Source organism: Flavobacterium maritimum (genome assembly GCF_040049085.1).
GTDB lineage: Bacteria > Bacteroidota > Bacteroidia > Flavobacteriales > Flavobacteriaceae > Flavobacterium > Flavobacterium maritimum.
This window is the reverse complement of record NZ_JBDLZY010000006.1, coordinates 150563-174103: the sequence shown is the minus strand read 5'-3', so window position 1 is coordinate 174103 and position 23541 is coordinate 150563. Positions and strand designations below refer to the sequence as shown.

Annotated in this window: 23 protein-coding genes and 2 riboswitches; of the genes, 18 read left to right on the top strand and 5 right to left on the bottom strand. The window is 36.0% G+C overall.

Annotated features, from left to right (window positions below; genetic code table 11):
• Positions 1-5: 5 nt before the first annotated feature.
• Both ABEB23_RS14085 and ABEB23_RS14080 read right to left on the bottom strand, forming a co-directional pair.
• Positions 6-1349 carry a beta-alanine-activating enzyme beta-propeller domain-containing protein gene (locus tag ABEB23_RS14085; protein WP_348813248.1) on the bottom strand — a complete coding sequence of 448 codons (1344 nt, stop codon included), beginning with the start codon at positions 1347-1349 and terminating at the stop codon, positions 6-8.
• 26 nt (positions 1350-1375) lie between these two features.
• Positions 1376-3229: an alpha-amylase family glycosyl hydrolase gene (locus ABEB23_RS14080; RefSeq protein WP_348813247.1), complete on the bottom strand. Its 1854-nt coding sequence runs from the start codon at positions 3227-3229 to the stop codon at positions 1376-1378.
• A 209-nt stretch (positions 3230-3438) separates the two neighbouring features.
• Here ABEB23_RS14080 and ABEB23_RS14075 point away from each other — a divergent pair, with 209 nt between their 5' ends.
• Together ABEB23_RS14075 and ABEB23_RS14070 are read left to right on the top strand one after the other, a co-directional pair.
• On the top strand, positions 3439-4512 hold the full coding sequence (locus tag ABEB23_RS14075; RefSeq protein ID WP_348813246.1) for a sensor histidine kinase: 1074 nt from the start codon (positions 3439-3441) through the stop codon (positions 4510-4512).
• Positions 4499-5227: a LytR/AlgR family response regulator transcription factor gene (locus ABEB23_RS14070; protein ID WP_348813245.1), complete on the top strand. Its 729-nt coding sequence runs from the start codon at positions 4499-4501 to the stop codon at positions 5225-5227. The genes ABEB23_RS14075 and ABEB23_RS14070 overlap by 14 nt, the downstream gene beginning before the upstream one ends.
• 128 nt (positions 5228-5355) lie before the next feature.
• On the opposite strand, the gene ABEB23_RS14065 is transcribed toward ABEB23_RS14070, so the two are convergent.
• Positions 5356-6381 carry a LacI family DNA-binding transcriptional regulator gene (locus tag ABEB23_RS14065; RefSeq protein ID WP_348813244.1) on the bottom strand — a complete coding sequence of 342 codons (1026 nt, stop codon included), beginning with the start codon at positions 6379-6381 and terminating at the stop codon, positions 5356-5358.
• 349 nt (positions 6382-6730) lie between these two features.
• Here ABEB23_RS14065 and rplM point away from each other — a divergent pair, with 349 nt between their 5' ends.
• The 15 genes from rplM to ABEB23_RS13990 all read left to right on the top strand — a co-directional run bounded on the left by rplM (position 6731) and on the right by ABEB23_RS13990 (position 19196).
• The gene (rplM, locus tag ABEB23_RS14060; RefSeq protein ID WP_348813243.1) at positions 6731-7186 is read left to right on the top strand and encodes a 50S ribosomal protein L13; all 456 of its coding nucleotides are present in this window, start codon (positions 6731-6733) and stop codon (positions 7184-7186) included.
• The gene (gene rpsI, locus ABEB23_RS14055) at positions 7186-7572 is read left to right on the top strand and encodes a 30S ribosomal protein S9 (protein WP_229317674.1); all 387 of its coding nucleotides are present in this window, start codon (positions 7186-7188) and stop codon (positions 7570-7572) included. Before rplM ends, rpsI begins: the two co-directional genes overlap by 1 nt.
• Positions 7573-7801: 229 nt before the next feature.
• Positions 7802-8569, top strand: a complete 768-nt coding sequence (gene rpsB, locus ABEB23_RS14050) for a 30S ribosomal protein S2 (RefSeq protein ID WP_348813242.1) — start codon at positions 7802-7804, stop codon at positions 8567-8569.
• Positions 8570-8706: 137 nt separating this feature from the next.
• Positions 8707-9675, top strand: coding sequence for a translation elongation factor Ts (tsf, locus tag ABEB23_RS14045; protein ID WP_348813241.1), 969 nt, complete (start codon positions 8707-8709; stop codon positions 9673-9675).
• Between the two features lie 181 nt (positions 9676-9856).
• Positions 9857-10501 (top strand): queuosine precursor transporter, encoded by a 645-nt coding sequence (locus ABEB23_RS14040; protein ID WP_348813468.1) that lies wholly within the window; start codon positions 9857-9859, stop codon positions 10499-10501.
• A gap of 150 nt (positions 10502-10651) precedes the next feature.
• Positions 10652-11341 (top strand): hypothetical protein, encoded by a 690-nt coding sequence (locus tag ABEB23_RS14035; protein ID WP_348813240.1) that lies wholly within the window; start codon positions 10652-10654, stop codon positions 11339-11341.
• Positions 11341-11910, top strand: a complete 570-nt coding sequence (locus ABEB23_RS14030) for a DNA-3-methyladenine glycosylase I (RefSeq protein ID WP_348813239.1) — start codon at positions 11341-11343, stop codon at positions 11908-11910. Before ABEB23_RS14035 ends, ABEB23_RS14030 begins: the two co-directional genes overlap by 1 nt.
• 112 nt (positions 11911-12022) lie before the next feature.
• Positions 12023-12120: riboswitch (TPP riboswitch) on the top strand.
• Positions 12121-12205: 85 nt separating this feature from the next.
• The gene (gene thiS, locus ABEB23_RS14025) at positions 12206-12412 is read left to right on the top strand and encodes a sulfur carrier protein ThiS (protein ID WP_348813238.1); all 207 of its coding nucleotides are present in this window, start codon (positions 12206-12208) and stop codon (positions 12410-12412) included.
• A 226-nt stretch (positions 12413-12638) separates the two neighbouring features.
• Positions 12639-14462, top strand: a complete 1824-nt coding sequence (thiC, locus tag ABEB23_RS14020; protein ID WP_348813237.1) for a phosphomethylpyrimidine synthase ThiC — start codon at positions 12639-12641, stop codon at positions 14460-14462.
• A 1-nt stretch (position 14463) separates the two neighbouring features.
• Complete coding sequence (locus tag ABEB23_RS14015) at positions 14464-15090, top strand: thiamine phosphate synthase (protein ID WP_348813236.1); 627 nt, start codon at positions 14464-14466, stop codon at positions 15088-15090.
• Positions 15066-15821 (top strand): hydroxymethylpyrimidine/phosphomethylpyrimidine kinase, encoded by a 756-nt coding sequence (locus ABEB23_RS14010; RefSeq protein ID WP_348813235.1) that lies wholly within the window; start codon positions 15066-15068, stop codon positions 15819-15821. Before ABEB23_RS14015 ends, ABEB23_RS14010 begins: the two co-directional genes overlap by 25 nt.
• Positions 15814-16452: a thiamine phosphate synthase gene (locus ABEB23_RS14005; protein ID WP_348813234.1), complete on the top strand. Its 639-nt coding sequence runs from the start codon at positions 15814-15816 to the stop codon at positions 16450-16452. Before ABEB23_RS14010 ends, ABEB23_RS14005 begins: the two co-directional genes overlap by 8 nt.
• Positions 16433-17209 carry a thiazole synthase gene (locus ABEB23_RS14000; RefSeq protein ID WP_348813233.1) on the top strand — a complete coding sequence of 259 codons (777 nt, stop codon included), beginning with the start codon at positions 16433-16435 and terminating at the stop codon, positions 17207-17209. Before ABEB23_RS14005 ends, ABEB23_RS14000 begins: the two co-directional genes overlap by 20 nt.
• 135 nt (positions 17210-17344) lie before the next feature.
• Complete coding sequence (thiH, locus tag ABEB23_RS13995) at positions 17345-18466, top strand: 2-iminoacetate synthase ThiH (protein WP_348813232.1); 1122 nt, start codon at positions 17345-17347, stop codon at positions 18464-18466.
• Positions 18467-18485: 19 nt separating this feature from the next.
• Positions 18486-19196, top strand: a complete 711-nt coding sequence (locus tag ABEB23_RS13990) for a HesA/MoeB/ThiF family protein (RefSeq protein WP_348813231.1) — start codon at positions 18486-18488, stop codon at positions 19194-19196.
• 105 nt (positions 19197-19301) lie between these two features.
• Here the strand turns inward: ABEB23_RS13990 and aat are convergent, their stop codons facing one another.
• Positions 19302-19937 (bottom strand): leucyl/phenylalanyl-tRNA--protein transferase, encoded by a 636-nt coding sequence (gene aat / locus ABEB23_RS13985; RefSeq protein ID WP_348813230.1) that lies wholly within the window; start codon positions 19935-19937, stop codon positions 19302-19304.
• 264 nt (positions 19938-20201) lie between these two features.
• Positions 20202-20394, top strand: a riboswitch (cobalamin riboswitch).
• A gap of 185 nt (positions 20395-20579) precedes the next feature.
• Between aat and metE the strand changes: the two genes are divergently transcribed.
• Positions 20580-22904 (top strand): 5-methyltetrahydropteroyltriglutamate--homocysteine S-methyltransferase, encoded by a 2325-nt coding sequence (gene metE / locus ABEB23_RS13980; RefSeq protein ID WP_348813229.1) that lies wholly within the window; start codon positions 20580-20582, stop codon positions 22902-22904.
• 113 nt (positions 22905-23017) lie between these two features.
• Here metE and ABEB23_RS13975 read toward each other — a convergent pair whose 3' ends face one another.
• Positions 23018-23521: an RDD family protein gene (locus tag ABEB23_RS13975; RefSeq protein WP_348813228.1), complete on the bottom strand. Its 504-nt coding sequence runs from the start codon at positions 23519-23521 to the stop codon at positions 23018-23020.
• Positions 23522-23541 lie beyond the last annotated feature (20 nt).

The window sequence follows — 23541 nt, the reverse complement described above, 5'->3', positions numbered from 1 at the left end:
TTTAATTATTTTTTATTCTGCAATTCAATGGCATAACAATTACCGTCGGCACTTCCAAAATAAACAGTATTATTGGCTATAAAAGGAGAAGAAACGATGGGACCCAATTTGTAAAACTGATCCATTACCGTTTTATTGATGTCATACATGGAAACATCTGCTCCTTTGGCAGCATAAGAAAAGTCAAGAAGATTATTATTTAATACTTCTGAAGCAAACGCTTTTCTGTTTTCTGTAGCAAAGCTGTTCCATTCCTTATCCGGAGATTTCGTGTTTACAGCAAAAAAATTACCCGTAAAATCTCCAAAGTAAGCAGTTTCACCAACTATAGCAGGGGAAGAATATACATAACCATTAGCTTTAAACTTAAACAATTCTTTTCCTGTTTTTGCGTCCAAACCCAATAACGCATAAGTATCCGAAGTCCCCACATACACTACATTATTCGCTACAACCGGCGAACTGATTATCCAGGAATAAGCAGCATCATACTTCCACACCAGTTTTCCGGTCTCAGCATTCAACGCAAATAAAAATGGATCGCGGGCTCCAAAATAAACCAAACCATTGGCAACCGCAACAGTAGATTGAATGCCTTTGAAACCAGTCTGCTTTCCAGTTTCAAATTGCCAACGCACCTTTCCGGTTTCCATATTTATGGCATATAAATTAGCATCCCAACTGCCAATATACAATGTGTTTTCATAAAGAACTGGACTACAGTGAATCGATCCTTTTGCTTCAAACTTCCATTTTAACTGACCCGTATTTGCATTGAGTGCATATACATTTCCATCGCTGCTCCCAAAGAAAACGCTTGGATTTTGTTTATCAGGATTTATAACTGGAGAGGACAAAAAGAAATCCCATAAATCCTCCATATACCTGTCAACGGGTTTCATTCCTAAAAAACTTATCTCGCCAGACCATTGCTCTCCTCCCGTCTTAAATTTCCATTTCAAATGACCTGTTTTTGTATCAATGGCATAATAATAACCATCAAAACTACCTATGTAAACCATGTTTTTGAAAATAGCCGGAGAACTGTGAACTGCTCCTCCGGTTTTAAATTTCCAATTTGTTTTACCTGTCTTTTCATCAATAGCATAAAGATTCCCATCCTCACTTCCTATATACACCGTTCCGTCATTTACGATTGGTGAGGAAAAAATTTTACCGCCTGTTTTGAAAACCCATTTCAGTCCTCCTAAAGGTTTATATTTTTCACCTTTAAAGACACGATTTTCAAATGTACTGACAGTAGACTTTTTTTCGTGTTGTCCAAAAACAGTAGAACTATTGAGCGCTAAAAAAATCATTAATACTATTACTAAATATGGTCCTTTCATACTATTTTATTTTTAAAACAAATTAACTATTTTTTCAGCTCCAACACCCACATTTTCATAGCCGGAATTGTTGTTTTATTCAAAGTACTCAATTCTTCCTGAGAAATAATATTTTTCGCAGCAGTAAAACCAGCTGTTCTTTCATCATACTTTTGAAAGTCAATTTCTTTTTCCGAATTACTAGTATTCATAACACACATTATGGTTTGGTTTTCATCGTATCTGAAATAAACATACAAACCATCAACAGGAACATAATGCATCATTTTTCCCGTTTTAAGTGCCGAAGCATTTTTTCTGAAATTGGCCAGTTTGCGAACTAAATCCTGTGTAGATTTTTCATCGTCTGTCATTCCTTTTCCGGTAAATGCATTTTTAGCATCTTCTTTCCAGCCACCAGGAAAATCGGCGCGAACCAGTCCATCAGGAGCTTTGAATCCTTTCATTAAAACTTCTGAACCATAATACAGTTGCGGAATCCCTCTACAGGTCAACAGCCATTGAAATCCCATTTTTTGCTTTTCGACATTCTCCCCTACTAATGAGAAAAAACGTGGCTCGTCATGATTGTCTAACAGCAATACTTTTTGCATCGGGTTCTTACTTAAAAAATCACTGCTTAACGTATAATACAACCTGTTAACCCCTTCTTTCCACCCAAAAGGCTCTGTCAAAGCAGGAATAATTCCGTAATACAAGCTTTGAAAATCTACCACTGATGGCAAGTTACTTTTGAAACTAGCATCCATATTGTTTTGTTCAAAATACGCCTGATTGGCCACACCATGAACCATGATTTCACCAAAAATGGTAATCTTTGGGAATTCATCCATAATGGCTTTATTGCATCGATTCGCAAAATCCAAATCATTATAGGTATAGGTATCCAGACGAACTCCGTCAATACCAAACTTTTCAATATGCCAGATACAATTTTGAATAATAAAATTAGCCATAAATGGATTGTCTTGATTGATGTCTGGCATTATCTTATCAAACCAACCATCACTCATTCGCTTTTTATCCGATTTTGTGCCGTAAGGGTCAAACAAAGGAATCTCTCTGTAATTGGTTTGGGTATATGTCGGCCAACGATGTACCCAATCATTCGCAGGTGGATCCAATTCTAAAAAATGAAAAGAGCCAATATGATTGTAAACGGCATCAAAAATAAGCTTCATACCTCTTTTATGTAATTGATCACTCAACTTCTCGTAAAAAGCGTCTCCTCCATATCTCTTATCAATTTTATAATGATTCGTAATGGCATATCCGTGTTCTGTTCTTTTCTCCATATCATTTTCCATGATTGGTGTAAACCATAATGTGGTAACACCAAGTCCTTGAATATAATCCAGATTATTGATTACACCCTGCAAATCACCTCCATGGCGATCATACATCTCTTTTCTGTTAAGGGATTGATCTCTCATTCCTTTCACCTGATCATTTGTCGCATCGCCATTACTGAAACGATCCACCATAATTAAATCGATAAAATCACTTGAAGTCACTCCTTGAGCATATTGGGTTCCGTTACCCGATCTACGATTATACAGGGGCCATTTTATTTTTTGCTTTCCTCCTTTTTGATTCAGTTCGATAATCACATCTCCGGCTACTGCCTCTGACGCAATGACAATGTCCACTGCTATATATTTTTTATTTGGAAATGAATGAGTGCCGACTACAGTTATTCCTGGGTAGTTAATACTAACTTTATCCGTTGTAAAAGAATCATCGGTACTTCGAATCAGTAATTGGATTGAATTAGTCTTCATACCTGTCCACCAGTTTGTGGGATATACTTCGGTATTTTTGGCTTGCGTTGCCAAAGAAAAACCAAATAATAGCATTAAAATTAAAGCTGATTTTTTCATAGTAGTTATTTAAGTTTTAAATAGTTTGCGAAAGATATTTCACTTTTCGATTATCAGAAAGTCACTTATTTAAACAACCTGATTTGTATTGTAAACAACCATTTGAACTCTGATGTCATCTAAATCAGAAAAAGTGTTTTCTGTACCAGATCGATTTTGATTATAAAACAAAACACTTAGCTTTACATTTCAGAAAAGAGAATTTGGCAATGAATAATTCAACTATGTATTCCGGAACTACATCCCAAAAAATAAAAATGTATGTATGCTATTGGTTGGGATACATCTTGTTGTTCAGTTTAATTCAAGGTTTACCAACAGCCGATTTTTGGAGAGCACTATCCAATGAATGTTATAGTGTACTTCCCAAAATATTATTTGTTTTACTAATTGTTGAAGTAGCTATGCCTCGTTTATTCTTCAAGAAGAAAAATAAGTGGCTTTTCATTCTTACCTGCCTGTTTTCAATCCTTTTCTTCGCCTTCATTCAGCGGTTAATTGACAACTACATTATTATTGCTTACTATTTAACCGAATGGAAAAGTGAACCCTTGTTATCGGCTCCAGTTTACCTGTATAATGTGATTAAATTACAATTTGTTGTCACTATCCCTTTGGCGATAAAACTTGTCTATTACCTTGCTGAAGAAAAAAACAGAGTGCAATCGATTCTGTCCGAGAAGCTGCAAGCCGAATTATTTTCATTACGAAATCAGTTTCATCCTCATTTTTTATTTAATGTACTCAATAGTTTGTACTCTAAAATCCTAAGTAAATCAGATGATTCTGCGGACATTGTTCTTAAAATTTCAGATTTTCTTCGGTATTCAGTTTATGAGGTAAACACCAAATACATTCCTTTGGAAAAAGAAATTGAATATCTAAAAAACTACATTTCGTTACAACAATTACGATTTGACAACCGACTCGAACTTAGCTTCAGTACCAATGGAATTATGGAAAATCAGGTTATCGAGCCTTTCTTGATCCTTCCATTTATTGAAAACAGTTTTAAATATTGTTTAGATGACGCCAATTCACAAGCATGGATTACCATTTCTATTACTGCCTCTGAAGAATGGCTGGTGATTAAAATTGAAAATAGTTTACCGCCTGATTTTATTAAAAATACTGAAATTGAAAACACATACAGCGGAGTCGGAATCAATAATGTAAAAAGAAGATTGGAATTACTCTACCCAGATCGACATATTTTGACTATCAAAAATGAAGAAGATTCGTTTTTCGTTTCCTTAAAAATAAAAATAAATGACACCCACTAGAATCAATTGTATCATTATAGAAGATGAACTTCCGGCATCCATATTACTGGAAATGCATATTGCTAAATTTGATTTTTTAGATTTAAAAGGAAAATTCATGAGTACAAACAATGCTTTGAACCTTTTGAAAACCCAAAAAATAGATTTGCTCTTTTTGGACATTAATTTACCCGGAAAATCGGGAATTGAATTTGCAAAATCGTTACCGAAGGATATCGGAATCATTTTTACGACTGCTAATCCGCAACATGCCGTAGAAGGATTCGAATTAGAAGCGATTGATTATTTACTGAAGCCCATTTCGTTGGAACGCTTTTCAAAAGCGATACATAAATACTGCAAAATTCAGAAAACAAATCAGGAATTTGAACAATTGACGCTAGCAGAAACCGAACGTCCTTTTATATTTGTCAAGTGCGAAAGAAAAACACTCAAATTGTATCTGGACGAAATTGACTATTTTGAATCACAAGGCAACTATCTGATCATCCATACCGGAACCGACAGTTTTAAAACACACCAGTCCATCAGTGAGATGATCGAGAAATTACCCGAAGGTTTCTTTTGCAGAATCCATCGATCGTTCTTAATAACCTTAAAAAAAGTCAGCCAATTCAATAGCCGATCAGTCACTATTAAAAACAAGGTTTTACCTATTGGCAGACTTTATAGCGCAGCAACAATTAATTCTTTGCAATCGTTTGTAAAGAAATAAATTGCTTCTGCAGCAACTGCTATGCTATACTACTTAAAGATTCAACATGAAATAGGGGGATGGAAAAAAGAAGACGTAATAATTTTTACAAAAAAAATCCATTCAAAACTGAATGGATTTTTTTGTTTCTATAACTTTCGAGTAGACTCTCGTTCTTTCAATATTGTTTTTATCACAATAGTTTCATAAGGCTTATTCTCCTCTTTATGTTCTAATCTGTCAATAAGAAGTTTGGCAGCTTCTTCACCAATTTCAATACCGTGTTGACTAACGGTGGTTAAACTCGGAGACAATCTTCTTGATGCAAGAATTCCATCAGCAAAACCAATAATAGAAATATCTTCCGGTATTCTATATCCCTTTTTCAACCCAATTCTTAGCGCAGCAACAGAATCATTTTCTTCTAACGCAAAAATTCCGTCTACTTTGTTATGATCCAAAATGTACTCAATTTTTTCCTTTAAGTCATCTTCAGAATCGGTTCTGAGAATTATATTTTCATTTACAGGGATTTTATTAATTTCCAAAGCTTTTAAATACCCATCTGCTCTTAATTTACCCACACTCAAATTATCCACAGACGAAACCAGGGCAATATTTTTACATCCTAAATCTATCAAATGTTGCGTAGCATTTAGAGCCGAATCAAAATCATCCACCACTACCTTGTCGCATTCTACATCATCGGCAATCCTGTCAAACATCACAATTGGTGTACCGTCGTTTATGATGTCTTTAAAGTGATTGTATTCATGTTCTTTTTGAGCTTCTTCTGAAATAGACAAAATAAAACCATCAATGGTACCGTTACTCAGCATCTCCATTGTATTGATCTCCTTTTCCAAAGATTCATTAGAAATACAGGTAATCACATTATATCCTTTTGAATCAGCAACTTTTTCTATACCACTAAATACTTTTGCAAAAAAAGAATTAAGAATATTAGGAATGATTACACCAATCGTCTTAGTTTTTCGATTTTTAAGGTTCAGACCTATTATATTAGGTTTGTAATTTTTAAGTTTAGCGTATTCCTTGATTTTTATTTTGGTTTGTTCACTGATTTCAGGACTGTCATTAAGTGCTTTTGAAACAGTGGAAACGGAAACATTAAGTTCTTTTGCAATTTGTTTAAGAGTTGCTTTAGCTTTCATAAGTTGGTATTTATTGTCTTTTTATGGTCGTAGAAAAACGTAGAAAAGATAAAAAAAATTTCTTGATTTTACGCTATACATGAAAAATATTCATTTGTAACGCCATTTTGATACAGAAAAGTGTGTAATATACAAATAATTTGATTGCAAAAGTAAAACAAATAGTGCAAAACTTAAAGTAACTGCAATTCAAAAAGAGAGGTAATCCTATTTTAACCAAATATACATTTGATAATCAGCTCAGAAACATAAAAAAAATAATCTTTTAAGGTATTTGTATTTAAAATAATTAATTGTACTTTTGCAACCCCTTTATTGGGTATGGAATGTTTAATTAAAATATATTATTGTGAACGCATTAAGCTACAAGACTATTTCGGCAACAAAAGCCAATTCTACAAAAGAATGGATTGTTGTAGATGCTGACGGTCATAACTTAGGTCGTCTTGCTTCAAAAGTCGCTATGATTTTAAGAGGTAAGTACAAGCCAAGTTACACACCGCACGTGGACTGTGGAGATAACGTAATTGTTATCAACTCAGAAAAAATCAACCTTACAGGTAACAAATTGGATGAAAAAACATACATCCGTCACACTGGTTACCCAGGAGGTCAAAGAACTTTATCTGCTAAAGTATTGCAAGCAAAAAACCCTGCATTATTAGTAGAAAAAGCGATTAAAGGGATGTTACCTAAAAACAAATTAGGAGCTGAGCTTTTTAGAAATTTAAATGTTGTTGTAGGACCAGAGCACAAACAAGGAGCTCAAAAACCTAGAACTGTTAACCTAAACGATCTTAAGTAATGGGAGTTATTCACAAAATCGGTAGAAGAAAAACCGCTGTTGCACGTGTTTATGTTTCTGAAGGAACAGGAGTAATCACTGTAAACAAAAAAGAATTCGCAACTTACTTTCCAACTGCAACTTTACAGTACAAAGTGTTACAACCAATGTCTATGACAGAGAACGCTAACAATTTTGACGTAAAAGTAAACGTTTACGGAGGTGGTTCAACTGGTCAAGCAGAAGCTGTAAGAATGGCATTAGCACGTGTTATGTGTGAAGTAAATGCTGAAAACAGAGCTATCTTAAAACCAGAAGGTTTATTAACAAGAGATCCAAGAATGGTTGAACGTAAAAAATTCGGTCAGAAGAAAGCTCGTAAGAGATTCCAATTCTCTAAACGTTAATATTACCTGTCTTGTTCAAATGGGACAAGACATCGTTCATTTATTATTGAATTTAAAATCACAGTTGTTGTTGCTCTCCTACTGAGGTAGGAAATAGTTTAGCATCTAAATGGGTTGAAAGTCTTAAAGTCGAAAGTCTTAAAGTCGGAAGTTTCGAGCCTAAAGCATATTGCTTAAAGCTTAAAACCAAAACACATTGCTAATCAACAGAACGTAAACTAGTACAAAAATGGCAAACAAAGTAGAAGTAAAAGAATTACTAGAAGCAGGTGTTCACTTCGGACACATGACTAGAAAATGGGATCCAAACATGGCTCCTTACATATATATGGAGCGTAATGGTATTCACATTATCAACCTATATAAAACTGCAGCAAAAATTGAAGAAGCTAATGAAGCTTTGAAAAAAATCGCTGCATCAGGTAGAAAAATATTATTCGTTGCTACCAAAAAACAAGCAAAAGACATCGTTGCTGATAAAGCAAAAGCTGCAAACATGCCTTACATCACTGAAAGATGGCCTGGTGGAATGCTAACTAACTTCGTAACTATCCGTAAAGCTGTTAAAAAAATGGCTACTATTGATAAAATGAAGAAAGATGGTACATTCATGACTCTTTCTAAAAAAGAGCGTTTACAAGTTGATCGTCTTCGTGCTAAATTAGAGAAAAACTTAGGTTCAATCGCAGACATGTCTAGACTTCCTGCAGCATTGTTCGTAGTTGATATCAAAGCAGAACACATCGCAATAAAAGAAGCTCAAAAATTAAACATTCCAGTTTTCGCAATGGTTGACACAAATTCTGACCCAAGAGAGGTTGAATACGTTATTCCTGCAAATGATGATGCTTCTAAATCAATCGATAAAATTTTAACTTTAGTTACTGCTGCAATCGTTGAAGGTCTTTCTGATAGAGGATCTGAAAAAGAAACTGAAGCTCCTATTGAAGCAGCTCCTGCTGCTGAAGCTGAAGTAGCTCCTGCAACTGAAGAATAAATCAAATTTTAAAATTCCAAATTTTAAATTCCAAATTCCATAAAAAATTAGAAACAACAAGTTGATAATTTATTAAAATTGGAATTTAGGATTTAGAGATTGGAATTTTTACTTTTAACCTTAAATAAAAAAACATTATGTCAACTATAACTATAACGGCTGCAGACGTAAATAAATTAAGACAAACTACAGGTGCCGGAATGATGGACTGTAAAAAAGCTTTAATTGAAGCTGAAGGAGATTTCGATAAAGCTATTCAGAACCTTAGAGAAAAAGGACAAAAAGTTGCTGCTAACCGTTCTGACCGTGAGTCTTCTGAAGGAGCTGCTGTTTCTTTTATCAATGCAGACAAAACTAAAGGAGCTATCATTACTTTAAACTGCGAAACTGATTTCGTAGGTAAAAATGAGGCTTTCGTAACTTTAGCTAAAGAATTAGTAGAAAGAGCTATCAATTTCTCTTCTAAAGAAGAATTCTTAGCTTCAGATTTCAACGGAATTACTGTTGCTGAAAAATTAATCGAGCAAACTGGAGTTATTGGTGAAAAAATCGAAATCGGTGGTTTTGAAATTTTAGAAGGTGCTTTTGTTGGATCTTATGTTCACGTTAACAAAATTGCTGCATTAACTGCAATTTCTGCGCCAATTGCTAATGCTGACGTTTTAACTAAAGACATCTCTATGCAAGTTGCTTCTATGGGAGCTGATACATTATCTTACAAAGATTTTGACCCATCTTTCGTTGCTTCTGAACTTGCTGCTCGTATTGCTATAATCGAAAAAGAAAATGAAGAGGCAAAACGTTTAGGAAAAACTTTAAAAAATGTTCCTAAATATATTTCCTTCTCTCAATTAACTGAAGAAGTTATCAAACAAGCTGAAGAAGATGCTAAAGCTGAATTAAAAGCGGAAGGTAAGCCAGAACAAATTTGGGATAAAATTATTCCAGGAAAAGTTCAACGTTTCATCTCTGACAACACTACTTTAGATCAAGAGAAAGCCTTATTAGATCAAAACTTCATCAAAGATGACAGTAAAAAAGTCGGCGATTACGTTAAAGGATTCAATGTTGAAATTACAGGTTTCAAAAGAGTTACTTTAGGATAATCCATTCTAAACATGTTTCTAGAAATCTCTATTTACTTTAGAGCTTTTCTAAACCAAATATAAAGTCCCATTCGTTTCGACGAATGGGATTTTTCTTTATAAACAATTAACAACTGTTCAATTTTCTAAAAAACCCGTATCTCAATTTAAAATACTAAATTTGAAAAATAATCATTTTCGTATGTTTAAAACCAAGAAAGAGTTAGTCTTTGTAATCCTCGCGGGCATATTTATTTCTAATGCTATTGTCGCTGAACTCATTGGCGGAAAATTAATTCAAATGGGACCTTTCGTTATGAGCATGGGAATCATACCCTGGCCCATCGTTTTTCTTACAACCGACTTAATCAATGAATATTTTGGCGAAAAAGGAGTCAGGAAATTATCCTTTATCACTGCAGCCCTAATCGCTTACTCCTTTTTGATATTATTATTAGCCATCAACATTCCCGCAGCAAAAGGAATCAGTCCAGTTAGCGACGACCAGTTTTTCGCCGTTTTTGGACAAAGCATGTGGATTATCGTTGGAAGTATTACCGCATTTTTGGTTTCCCAGCTAATAGATGTCACGGTATTTTGGTTTTTTAAAAACCGAACAGGTGATACCAAAATTTGGCTCAGAACAACCGGATCGACAATTATTTCGCAATTATTTGACTCCTTCATAGTTTTGGGAATTGCTTTTTGGTTACCCGGAAAAATCAACTTTGATACTTTTATCAGTTCTGCACTAACAGGTTATACTTTTAAATTAGGAGTTGCCATCTTACTAACCCCATTAATTTATTTGGGACATCATCTGATAAAAAAATATCTCGAAGAATAAAAAAGATAAATCAATACTATTGCAGTTTTAAAAAAGTTATTGTAATTTTCAAGTGAAACGAAGAATATTGTTTTTTTTAGCAAACTCAAATTAGTTTTAATCAGCTAATTCAACGAACGACTAATAAATACTAACTCTCTCTGAACAAACATGAAACATTACAAAACTATTATTATAATTACCATATTACTTCTTTTTACAACCTGCGGAAAAAACAATGAAAAAGAAACTGACACAGGCACAAAGACCAGTCAGGCAACTGTTGTTAAAACTAATCGCTCAATTCCAGTTAAAAGCAATACCCCAAAATCAGAAACCATTACTACCAATACCGTTTCCGAGATTAAACAAACAAAAAACAGCAAGCCAAAAATCAAAAAGAATAACGTTATCATTAATAAAGAACCACAAGTTACTGGTAAAGCCATAATATTAAATACTAGCCCAGCAAAAAAGCCAGAAATCAAATATGACATAACTTTCTTGAATTTTAAAAAACTCTTGACTAAATCTAAAGTGGGGCAAACAATTACTAATGAACAGCTCATTAAAGAATACAATATGCCTGAAGAGGGAGTTAAACTAATTAAAAGCATTGTTAAAGTTTCCGAAAACGAACTTGCCTTCAAATGGAAATCAACCTGGATGGTTGAAAAGGTATCTGATGCAGAATTTGAAGACGCTACATTAAAGGTAGAATTTCGCGACAATAACATGTATACTTCAGGAGATGCAATAGGCATCAAATACAACAATAAAATCTACAACAACTTAATCTTAAAAAATGGTTCTGCATACATCCCTTCAGTAAAAGGCTACCATTGGGAAATTAGAAAATAATGAAAACAGAACTTACACGATGCGCTTGGTGCGGAACAGATCCTTTATATCAAAAATACCATGATGAAGAATGGGGTGTACCCGTTTATGAAGACCAAAAACTATTTGAATTTTTAATCCTGGAAACCTTTCAGGCTGGTCTCAGCTGGATTACCATTCTACGAAAACGCGAAAATTTCAGACTTGCTTTTGATGATTTTGACTATAAAAAAATAGCACTCTATCCCGAAGACAAAATTCAGGAACTACTTCTGGATTCCGGAATCATTCGAAACCAACTAAAGATTAGGGCAGCTGTTTCGAATGCCATAGCTTTTATGAAAATACAGGAAGAATTTGGAAGTTTCAGCGACTATATTTGGCATTTTACAGAAGGAAAACCAATTATAAACAACCCAAAGACTTTAAAAGAAGTTCCTGCCACAACTCCACTTTCAGACGCCATCAGCAAAGATTTAAAAAAACGAGGCTTCAAGTTCGTGGGATCAACCGTAGTCTATGCTCACATGCAGGCCACCGGGATGGTTAACGATCACGTAGAAGATTGCTGGAAAAAAAGTAATCAGTAACAAGCTTTCAGTCGCAGTATTCAGTTCACAAAAATCCAACAAAAAACCTTTAAAAGTCTAAACTATTAAACTTTAAACTTTTAAACTATTAAACTTTTTTACTTACATTTGCTTCACACTTTAGGGGTGTCTACAATTTTGTAGGCTGAGATTTTACCCTCTGAACCTGATCTAGTTCATACTAGCGTAGGGAAAAGTAAGATGACTTCCGCGCACTTTCATGTGCTGTTGTAGCCATTCCTAAAGTAGAGATTCACCGCAGTGAATCTTTATAATAAATTAAATTTTATAAGGAATGGAGCTTAAAATCAACAATCAAACGAAACATTTTACAACTGACAGTCTTACTGTTCAGGAACTACTTGACTTGGAAATTCCAGCTAAACAAAACGGAATTGCCCTAGCCATCAACAATACTGTTATTCCAAAATCTCTTTGGAATTCCCATACTATCAAAGAAACTGACGACATCTTAATTATTTCCGCAACACAAGGCGGTTAATTGAGCTGCTCCAGCGGGCTATCTGTTTCAAGTCCGCAGTTGCAAACCCATAAAACATAGTCTTAGTCAAAGCTTGCTTACGGTCGCTTCACTACTCCTTGTTTTACTTGGTTTTCCACTTTACGGGCTTTGCACTTCTATCCCTAGCAGTCACGACTATCAACAACATTCATTATAAAAATCAACCCCGGCAGTTTCATCTGCCACAGACAAAACCAACAAAAACATGAATCAGGAAGAAAAAATATCCAGAACTCCCTTTCCAAACTCCACGAAAATCTATGTAGAAGGAGAAATTCATCCCATAAAAGTAGCCATGCGTGAAATTGCATTACACGACACTAAACTAAGCAATGGACGAATAGAAAAAAACCCACCCATAACCGTTTATGATACTTCAGGTCCTTACACGGACCCAAATATCGAAATTGATATCCGCAAAGGATTGCCACGCCTTCGTGAACAATGGATTCTGGATCGAAGTGATGTTGAAGAATTAACGGAAATCACTTCTGACTATGGCAAAGAACGTCTAAACGACGAAAAACTGAATCACTTGCGTTTTGAATATCTTCATAAACCCATGCGCGCCAAAAAAGGAGCCAATGTGTCCCAATTGTACTACGCAAAACAAGGAATCATCACTCCCGAAATGGAATATATTGCCATTCGTGAAAACCAACGCATCGAACAACTGAACGAGCAAACCAAAGCCATGCAATGCCAACATCCAGGAAACAGTTTTGGAGCCAACACACCCAAATCCAAAATAACCCCTGAGTTTGTACGTAGCGAAGTTGCCTCTGGCCGAGCGATTATCCCAAACAACATCAACCATCCCGAAAGCGAACCGATGATCGTAGGACGTAACTTCTTGGTAAAAATCAATGCCAACATCGGTAATAGTGCCGTAACCTCAAGCATCGAGGAAGAAGTTGAAAAAGCAGTATGGGCCTGTCGTTGGGGCGCAGATACGATAATGGATTTATCCACCGGAAAGAACATTCATGAAACCAGAGAATGGATCATTAGAAATTCTCCTGTGCCAATTGGAACTGTACCTATTTACCAGGCCCTGGAAAAAGTAAATGGTATTGCCGAAAATTTAACCTGGGAAGTATATCGTGACACCTTAATTGAACAGGCCGAACAAGGTGTATCATACTTTACCATTCATGCAGGTGTTTTATTGCGATACATTCATTTGACCGCCGAACGTGTTACCGGAATAGTTTCCCGTGGCGGTTCCATTATGGCAAAATGGTGTTTGTTTCACCACAAAGAAAATTTCCTGTACACCCATTTTGAGGAAATTTGCGAAATCATGAAACAATATGATGTCGCTTTTTCACTAGGCGATGGCCTACGCCCTGGCTCGATTGCTGATGCAAATGATGCCGCTCAATTTGCCGAATTAGAAACACTGGGTGAGCTAACAAAAATTGCATGGAAACACGACGTTCAGGTATTCATTGAAGGACCCGGTCACGTTCCAATGCACATGATTAAAGAAAACATGGAAAAACAATTAGAACATTGTGATGAAGCCCCATTTTATACTTTAGGACCATTAACAACAGATATTGCTCCAGGTTATGATCACATCACTTCCGCGATTGGTGCTGCAATGATTGGCTGGTACGGTTGTGCCATGTTGTGCTATGTGACTCCAAAAGAACACTTGGGATTGCCTAACAAAAAAGATGTAAAAGATGGCGTTATCACCTATAAGATATCGGCACATGCTGCCGACCTTGCCAAAGGACATCCAGGCGCTCAATACCGCGATAACGCCTTAAGCAAAGCCCGATTCGAATTCCGTTGGGAAGACCAATTCAATTTATCATTAGACCCGGATACAGCTCGAGAATTTCACGATGAAACACTTCCGGCAGACGGTGCGAAAGTAGCCCACTTCTGTTCGATGTGCGGACCGAAATTCTGTTCGATGAAAATCTCTCAGGAAATTCGTGACGTCGCAGAAGCGGAGAAAGGCATGGCAGCCAAATCAGAAGAATTTGTAGAAAGTGGAAAAGAAATTTACATCTAAAATGATTGTAATCACAAATCCAATTCCGATAATAAATGAAATCGACACCATTCATTCTCTTTTTGAGAATGGATTGGGGTTGCTTCATATTCGGAAACCTGCTTTCTCATCAGCAGAAATGAAAGCTTTCTTATCGGAAATAAAATCGGATTTTAGACAAAATTTGGTTTTACATAGTCATCATCACTTAGCAGACGAATTTAGAATTAATCGTATTCATTTTACAGAAAAAGAAAGAATAGCAATTCTAAATCCAGTAGCAAAACTAACCAGACCAACAAAAAAGGCACTTCAAAAAATGGTTAAAAAAGGGCTTCATTTATCGACGTCCGTTCATACTATTGAAGATTTTGATGCTTTGGACAATGCTTTTGGCTATGCTTTTTTGAGTCCAGTTTATCCAAGTATATCTAAGGAAAATTATTCCTCAAAAACAAATTTGCTCGAAGACATCAAGAAGAGAACCAATTATACGACCCAACTCATAGCTTTAGGCGGAATGGATTCAAAAAACACAGTCCATGCATTAAAAACCGGTTTTGATGATGTAGCTCTTTTAGGCGCCATTTGGAATACCAACAACCCCATAGAAAACTTCAAACTATGTCGCAAAATCGACCCTTCGTAATAAGCATTGCCGGTTTCGATCCAACAGGAGGCGCAGGCGTTTTGGCAGATGTGAAGACATTCGAGCAACACTGCGCCTATGGTTTTGCTGTTAATACTGGAAACACTATTCAAACCGAAAACGAGTTCTTCGAAATGCATTGGACGGACCTACCTTTTGTTTTGAAATCATTGAATCAATTGTTTACAAACTATACTATCAAAGCCGTAAAAATTGGAATTGTACCATCATTAGATTATTTGAAAGAAATAATTTTCACGGTAAAAAAACTTTCTCCAAAGACAAAAATTGTCTGGGATACGGTTTTAAAATCTTCAACCAAATTTGATTTTATAAACATCAACAATCAATCACTTTTGATAGAAACTCTACAATCCATTGATTTAATTACGCCCAATTACAATGAGATTTTACAATTCTCTTCAACAGAAAAAAATCATCATTCAATTGCTCAAGAATTATCAAACTATTGTTCCGTTTTACTTAAGGGTGGCCACAATCCGGAGGAACCTGGCGTAGATCATTTATTTACAGAAAAATCCATCCTACGGCTCGACCCAAACCAAACTTCGGTTTTCGAAAAACATGGATCAGGTTGTGTATTATCTTCTGCCATAACCGCAAGTCTCGCATTAGGACAAGACCTTAAAACAGCATGTTCAAATGCTAAAACATACACCGAAAATTACTTATTAACCAATCAGACAAAACTAGGATTTCATCATGAATAATAAACTACAATATATATCTCAAGGAGACAGCGTCGAAGAACAATTGTTCAATATCCACCAAGCGCTGGACAATGGATGCGATTGGATACAAATGCGATTCAAGAATCAAAAACCTAAAAAGATATTTGTTTTGGCGGAAGCCGTAAAATTTTTATGCGAAGAATATCTTGCCAATTTCATCATCAATGACGACGTGCATTTGGCACAACAAATTGTAGCTGACGGAGTTCATTTGGGACTTTCGGATATGAGTGTTGCTGAAGCACGAGCAATTTTAGGCAAAACCAAAATCATAGGAGCTACAGCAAATACTTTTGAAGATATCATCCATCAAACAACCAATGGATGCGATTATATCGGCCTGGGACCATTTCAACATACAGAAACCAAAAAAAAATTAAGTCCAATACTTGGGCTTGAAAGTTACCATTCCATCATAACGCAAATGAAGCATTCGCAAATTGAAACACCTATTTATGCCATTGGAGGAATTACATTAGAAGATGTAGATGCACTAATGGAAACAGGCATTCATGGCATTGCTGTTTCAGGTATCATTACCAAAAGCAACCAAAAAAACAAACTCATCACACAACTTAACGAAAAATTATATGGCAACGTCATTGTTTAAAATAGGAGACAAAACCTTTGGTTCCCGCTTATTTTTAGGAACAGGAAAATTTGGTTCCAACCAGCAAATGGAAGAAGCTATTTTAGCATCGGAAAGCGAATTAGTTACTGTTGCACTAAAACGGGTAGATTTAGAAACCGAAACCGATGCTATTTTATCACATCTTCAACATCCGAAAATTAATTTATTACCTAATACTTCTGGAGCACGAAATGCCAAAGAAGCGATTTTTGCAGCTCAATTAGCGCGAGAAGCATTACAAACCAATTGGCTTAAACTCGAAATTCATCCTGATCCAAAATACCTGATGCCGGATGCTATAGAAACCTTAAAAGCCACCGAAGAACTGGCTAAGTTGGGATTTATCGTTTTGCCTTATATCCATGCCGACCCTGTTTTATGCAAACGTTTGGAAGACGCTGGAACATCGGCAGTGATGCCTTTGGGTTCTCCAATTGGCAGTAACAAAGGATTAAAAACCATAGATTTCCTGGAAATCATTATTGAGCAAAGTAAAGTTCCGGTAATTATTGACGCTGGAATTGGTTCCCCTTCCGATGCCGCAAAAGCGATGGAACTCGGAGCTGATGCTGTTTTAGTCAATACCGCCATTGCTGTTGCAGGAAATCCAAAATTGATGGCTGAAGCATTTAAGGAAGCTGTAATTGCAGGGCGAAAAGCATTTGAAGCAAAACTAGGACAACAATACAAACAAGCTGTAGCTTCAAGCCCATTGACGGCATTTTTGTATGAATAGCTTACTTAACCGCCAAAAACATAAAGAACGCGCAAAGTTCGCAAAGCTTTGTGGCTTTTGCGCCAAAACACTAAAATCAAACTTCGCGAATCTTGCGTAAACCTTTGCGAACCTTGCGGTTAAAAAAATAAAAAAATGAGCACATTTAAATCAATTTTCGAACAATACGACTGGGATACCATTCAATCCAAAATATACCAGACTTCAGCACAAGAAGTTGAATATGCATTAGCAAAAACCAAACGCAATCTTGATGATTTTTTGACATTGATTTCGCCGGCTGCCCAACCCTATTTAGAGCAAATGGCCCAAATAAGCAATGAATTAACCAAAAAACGATTTGGCAAAACTATCCAGATGTATGCGCCTTTGTATCTAAGTAACGAATGCCAGAACATATGCACCTACTGCGGTTTTAGTTTAGACAATAAAATCAAACGAAAAACACTGACCGAAAGCGAAATCACATTAGAAGTCGAAGCCCTGAAAAAAGCGGGCTACGATCATGTTTTATTAGTAACAGGTGAAGCCAATTACAGCGTGAATATTCATTATTTTTTAAAAGCTATCGCTCAAATAAAAAATAATTTTTCGACTATTTCGGTTGAAGTGCAACCCCTCTCGACGGAAGAATACGAGCTATTGCACTCGGCAGGTGTCTATTCCGTTTTGGTGTATCAGGAAACCTATCATCGCGATGTATACAAAAAATACCATACCAAAGGCAAAAAATCCAATTTCGATTTTCGATTAGAAACACCGGATCGAGTTGGAACAGCAGGAATTCATAAAATTGGTTTAGGTGTGTTACTAGGATTAGAAGATTGGCGTACCGACAGTTTTTTCAATGCCTTACATTTAGATTACTTACAGAAAACCTATTGGCAAACAAAATATACCGTCTCTTTTCCAAGGTTGCGCCCTGCAGAAGGGGTAATTAAACCAAACTTCATTATGGATGACAAAGACTTGGCACAACTCATCTGCGCCTATCGTTTGTGGAATGAAGATTTGGAAATTTCGATGTCCACCCGAGAGAATGAAAAATTCCGAGACAACATTATCCCGTTGGGAATTACCAGTATGAGTGCCGGTTCCAAGACCAATCCAGGCGGATATGTGGTTGATCCACAATCCCTAGAACAATTTGAAATCAGTGATGAGCGTTCCGCTTCTGAGATTGCAGCCATTATTTCAAGCAAAGGATACGAAGCCGTTTGGAAGGACTGGGACAGAAGTTACACAACTATTGATTAATTTTTAGACAACAAAAAACATGAGTATTATTCAGGATTTCTTGCGTTACAACCGTCAGATGATGTTACCCGAAATAGGTGATTTGGGTCAGGAAAAAATCAAAAAAGCAAAAGTTTTAGTCATTGGCGCTGGTGGTTTAGGCTGCCCCATTTTACAGTACCTAGCGACAGCCGGAATCGGAACTATTGGAATTGTCGACTTTGACAAAATTGAATTACACAACTTACACCGTCAAATTTTATATACTGAAAATCAAGTTGGCCAAGCCAAAGCAAGTACGGCGAAATCGGTTTTAGAAACACTGAATCCATTGATTACAATAATTGCTTTTGAAGAAAAATTAACGGCTGAAAACGCATTGCAGATCATCCGAAATTTTGATGTGATTGTAGACGGTTCAGACAATTTTGCCACCCGTTATTTGGTAAATGATACTTGTGTGACCTTGGGAAAATCATTGATTTACGGCAGTATTTTGAAATTTGAGGGACAGCTGGCAGTTTTCAACCATAATGGAACTAAAAATCTACGAGATTTGTTTCCGGAACCACCAAATCCAAAAGACGTTCCTAATTGCAACTTAAACGGCGTTCTGGGAACACTACCAGGAATTATTGGTTCTATGATGGCGCATGAAACTATGAAATTGATACTGGATTTACCTTCATTAGAAAATGAACTGATACTTTTTAATACATTGGACTGGAGTTTTAGAAAGTTGAAATTTTAAGAAAAGCATTCCGTTTCCAGTCACAGTTAAAAGTAAAATCAGCTACGGATATTTTTGATTTATCAATAGTTTTCAGACTGAAAAACCGCGACTGAAAGCTGAATATTATTCACTCAATATCTTCATAAAATCTTCCCTGTCAATTTCTCTACAGCCCAAACTTTCGAGATGCGGATTATAGACCTGACAGTCCAATAGTTTATAATTGGCTGCTTTTAACTGCTTGACCAAAGCGATAAAAGCCACTTTGGAAGCATTCGAAACTTTAGAAAACATACTTTCGCCACAAAAAATATGACCCAAATCTATCCCATATAATCCACCAACCAATTCATCATCCTGCCAAACTTCAACTGATTTGGCTGTACCCAATTCATGTAATTTGCAATAAGCCTCAATCATATCATTGGTAATCCAAGTTCCATTTTGACCGTCACGTTTTATGTTTTGACAATTCGAAATAACATCCCTGAAATTCTGGTTGAAGGTCACTTTAAAAATATTGCGATTTAGAATGTTCCGCATACTTTTCGAAACAATCAATTCATCCAGGAACAATACCATTCTGGGATTAGGAGACCACCAAAGTATCGGATCATCTTCTTCAAACCAAGGAAAAATACCGCTTTTATAAGCTAGTTGCAAACGCTCGGGTGACAAATCCCCTCCAACAGCAAGAATTCCATCAGAATCAGCTTCGGAAACAGGAGGGAAAAATAGTGTTTTAGATAAGTAATACATTAAATAGTCAATATGAAAAAACGTTTCTGCTAATTACTAAAAACATCTGTTCAATTTTTTTATGAAGTAAAAATAGAGAATTATTTTCAGCCTGAGAACAGTATTTCAAAGGAAAAAGCACCAACTTACATTCAAAAAGACATCCTCTTTCAATCGAAAAGAAAAAGCCTAAAATCGATTAAAATAACAAATCAGTACATTTAACAATTTAAACTTTAGCTTTTTTGTAATACTTTTGTACCGAATTTAAGTTCTTAATTTATTTCTTCATCAACCGATAAGGGTTTTACTTAACTGTAGATTAATAGGGAATCGTGTGTAAATCACGAACTGTCGCGCAACTGTAAGTAACACAAAAAGTTTTTATCTGAAATAAGATCCACTGTTCGTTTAACCGAATGGGAAGGATGGTAAAAATGTTACAAGTCAGGAGACCTGCCTTTTATCGAATTGACAATGCTTTCGCGATTTGAAGCAATAGTCAGGTATGGTGCGTTCTAAACACGACAAATATTTACTTTATATTTTGTTGTGCATTTCTCTTTTGCAACGTATCCCCCTTTCTACTCTTTTATTTTTGCTGGCATTTGAAATGCATCAAGAGCTTTTAACTGATCTATTCATCATTTAAAAAGCAAAAAAATGCTAACAAACAATCTTGGCTACCCGCGCATTGGTAGCAACAGAGAACTCAAAAAGGCTTGCGAGTCTTACTGGGCCGGAAAGATTTCGGTCGATGAACTTTTAGAAACTGGAAAATCCATCCGTAAACAAAACTGGCAACTACAGGCCGAGTCCGGAATTGATTTAATCCCTTCCAATGACTTTTCGTTTTATGATCAGGTTTTGGACTTATCGCTTACATTAGGTGCCATTCCGGAACGCTATCACGAATTGGGAAAAACGAATAATACAACCGATTTGTATTTTGCAATGGCCAGAGGAGCCCAAAAAGACGGACAAGATGTCGTTGCCATGGAAATGACAAAATGGTTTGACACCAACTATCATTATATAGTACCTGAGTTTACCAAAAAACAAGCTTTTATATTGTTTTCTGAAAAGATAATTGATGAGTTCATAGAAGCCAACGACTTAGGAATCAAAACAAAACCCGTACTTATTGGTCCCGTTTCCTATTTACTTCTCGGTAAAGAAAAAGAAGAAGGCTTTCACCGTATAGACCTTATCGAAAAACTACTTCCTGTTTATTTTGAAATTTTAGAAAAACTGGAAGCTCAAAATGTAGAATGGGTTCAGTTTGACGAACCATTTTTAGCATTAAACCTAAGCACTAAAGAACGAAACGCCATCACTTATGTGTACAACGAAATCAACAAACGCTTTCCTAACATCAAAATAATCCTTGCCAATTACTTTGATTGTTTTGGAGAAAATCTTGCAACAGTATTGGCACTACCCGTTCATACTTTGCATTTAGATCTGGTGCGTTGTCCCTCGCAATTAGATGACATTTTAGAATCTGGTCAATTATCAGAAAGTGTTTATCTCTCCCTTGGGGTTGTGGATGGCAGAAATATTTGGAAAAATGATTTCAAAAACTCATTAGCCATTATCAAAAAAGCAACCGATGCACTTGGTCAAAATAGAGTCCTTGTTGCTCCTTCCTGTTCTTTGATTCACAGCCCTTGTGATTTAGAATTAGAAACAAATACTACTACTCTAACTCCAGAAATCAAACAATGGATGGCTTTTGCCAAACAAAAACTAGAAGAAGTACAGTTACTCCACTATTTTGCCGCGAACGAAACCGACGTTAATAACTCCATCCGTTTCCAAGAAAATGCTGTTGCCAACGAAAACAGAAAAACATCTCCTTTGATACATAATGAAAAGGTAAAAAGTCGTGTCGCCAAGATTACTGCTGCAGATGATCAAAGAAAAAATTCATTTGCTGTTCGTAGAAAAAAACAAATCGATGTATTGAACCTTCCATTATTTCCAACCACAACTATTGGTTCTTTCCCGCAAACAAACGAAGTCCGCAGTTGGAGAGCCAAATTTAAAAAAGGAGAACTGACAGCCGCGGCATATAATGATTTGCTTCAAAAAGAAACCGAAGAAACTATCCGTTTTCAGGAAGAAACCGGCCTGGATGTATTAGTTCACGGAGAATTTGAACGCAATGACATGGTGGAATATTTCGGAGAGCAATTAGACGGATTTGCCTTCACCAAAAACGGTTGGGTACAAAGTTATGGTAGTCGTTGCGTAAAACCTCCCGTTATTTACGGTGATGTTTCAAGACCAAAACCAATGACTGTAAAATGGTCTTCTTACGCACAATCCTTGACTTCAAAATGGGTAAAAGGAATGCTAACCGGACCTGTAACAATCTTACAGTGGTCATTTGTACGTAATGACCAAGCACGTTCTGAAACCTGTACCCAAATTGCATTAGCCATCAGAGATGAAGTAATTGACTTAGAAAATGCAGGAATCAAGATTATTCAAATTGATGAACCGGCCATTAGAGAAGGACTGCCTTTACGGAAAGAAGAGTGGGCAAATTATCTGGATTGGGCCGTAAAAGCTTTTAGAATTTCGGCAAGCGGTGTAAAAGATGATACCCAAATTCATACACACATGTGTTATAGCGAATTCAATGATATCATTCAGAATATCGCAGATATGGATGCTGATGTCATTACAATAGAATGTTCCCGTTCGCAAATGGAATTATTGGATGCGTTTGCCAACTTTAATTATCCAAATGAAATAGGACCCGGAGTATATGATATTCATTCGCCTCGTGTACCCAGCAGCAAGGAAATGGTACAATTATTAGAAAAAGCTTCGGCGGTAATTCCTGCTGACCAGCTTTGGGTCAATCCAGATTGTGGTTTAAAAACACGCCATTGGGATGAAACTAAAAAAGCGCTAATTGAAATGGTAGCAGCTGCACAAGAGATGAGAGTCGCTGTGGAAAACATTACCCTTATTTAGTTTTAGTTTGTTTATTTTTTTTTGGAAAAACCTAGTAAATCTTTGATATACTAGGTTTTGTTTTTATAAAAACTAAGAAACATTACAAAAATCAATACGTAAATTGCTTTTATTTAAATTTCAGAATCCTTACCAATTTCTTCAAAGGCAGAAAGCAGTTGCATCTTTTCATCCAATAATCCTTTATCAACTACATAAGTATCTGAAATACTATCATGCCAACCCCTACCTGACCCTAAAAAAGAAAGACCGTCAAAAGGAATTAGACGGCATAAGGTACGTTTTAAGATAATCTGGCTGTCTGGTTTTGAGCCATCCTCATTAACCACAATAGTTTTTGTTATGTATTTTCCAATAGTCCTTGAGCACAAGCTTTCGAACAAAGTATAATATAAAATCACTACGAAAAAGAAAACCACATAACCTTCCAAATCTCCCATTGAACCTATCCAGTCCATTATCCCTGTATAGCCTGTCAGCAAAGAAAGTATAGTGAAAATAAATCCCAGAACAAAAATTATTAGATATTGAACTATTAAATCAATTACATAATTTAAAAATCTTTGTCCTTGTGTCGCCAATACTTCATCTGTAATTCTAAATTCTCGTGCTTCCATACGCTACTAATAATTGTTTT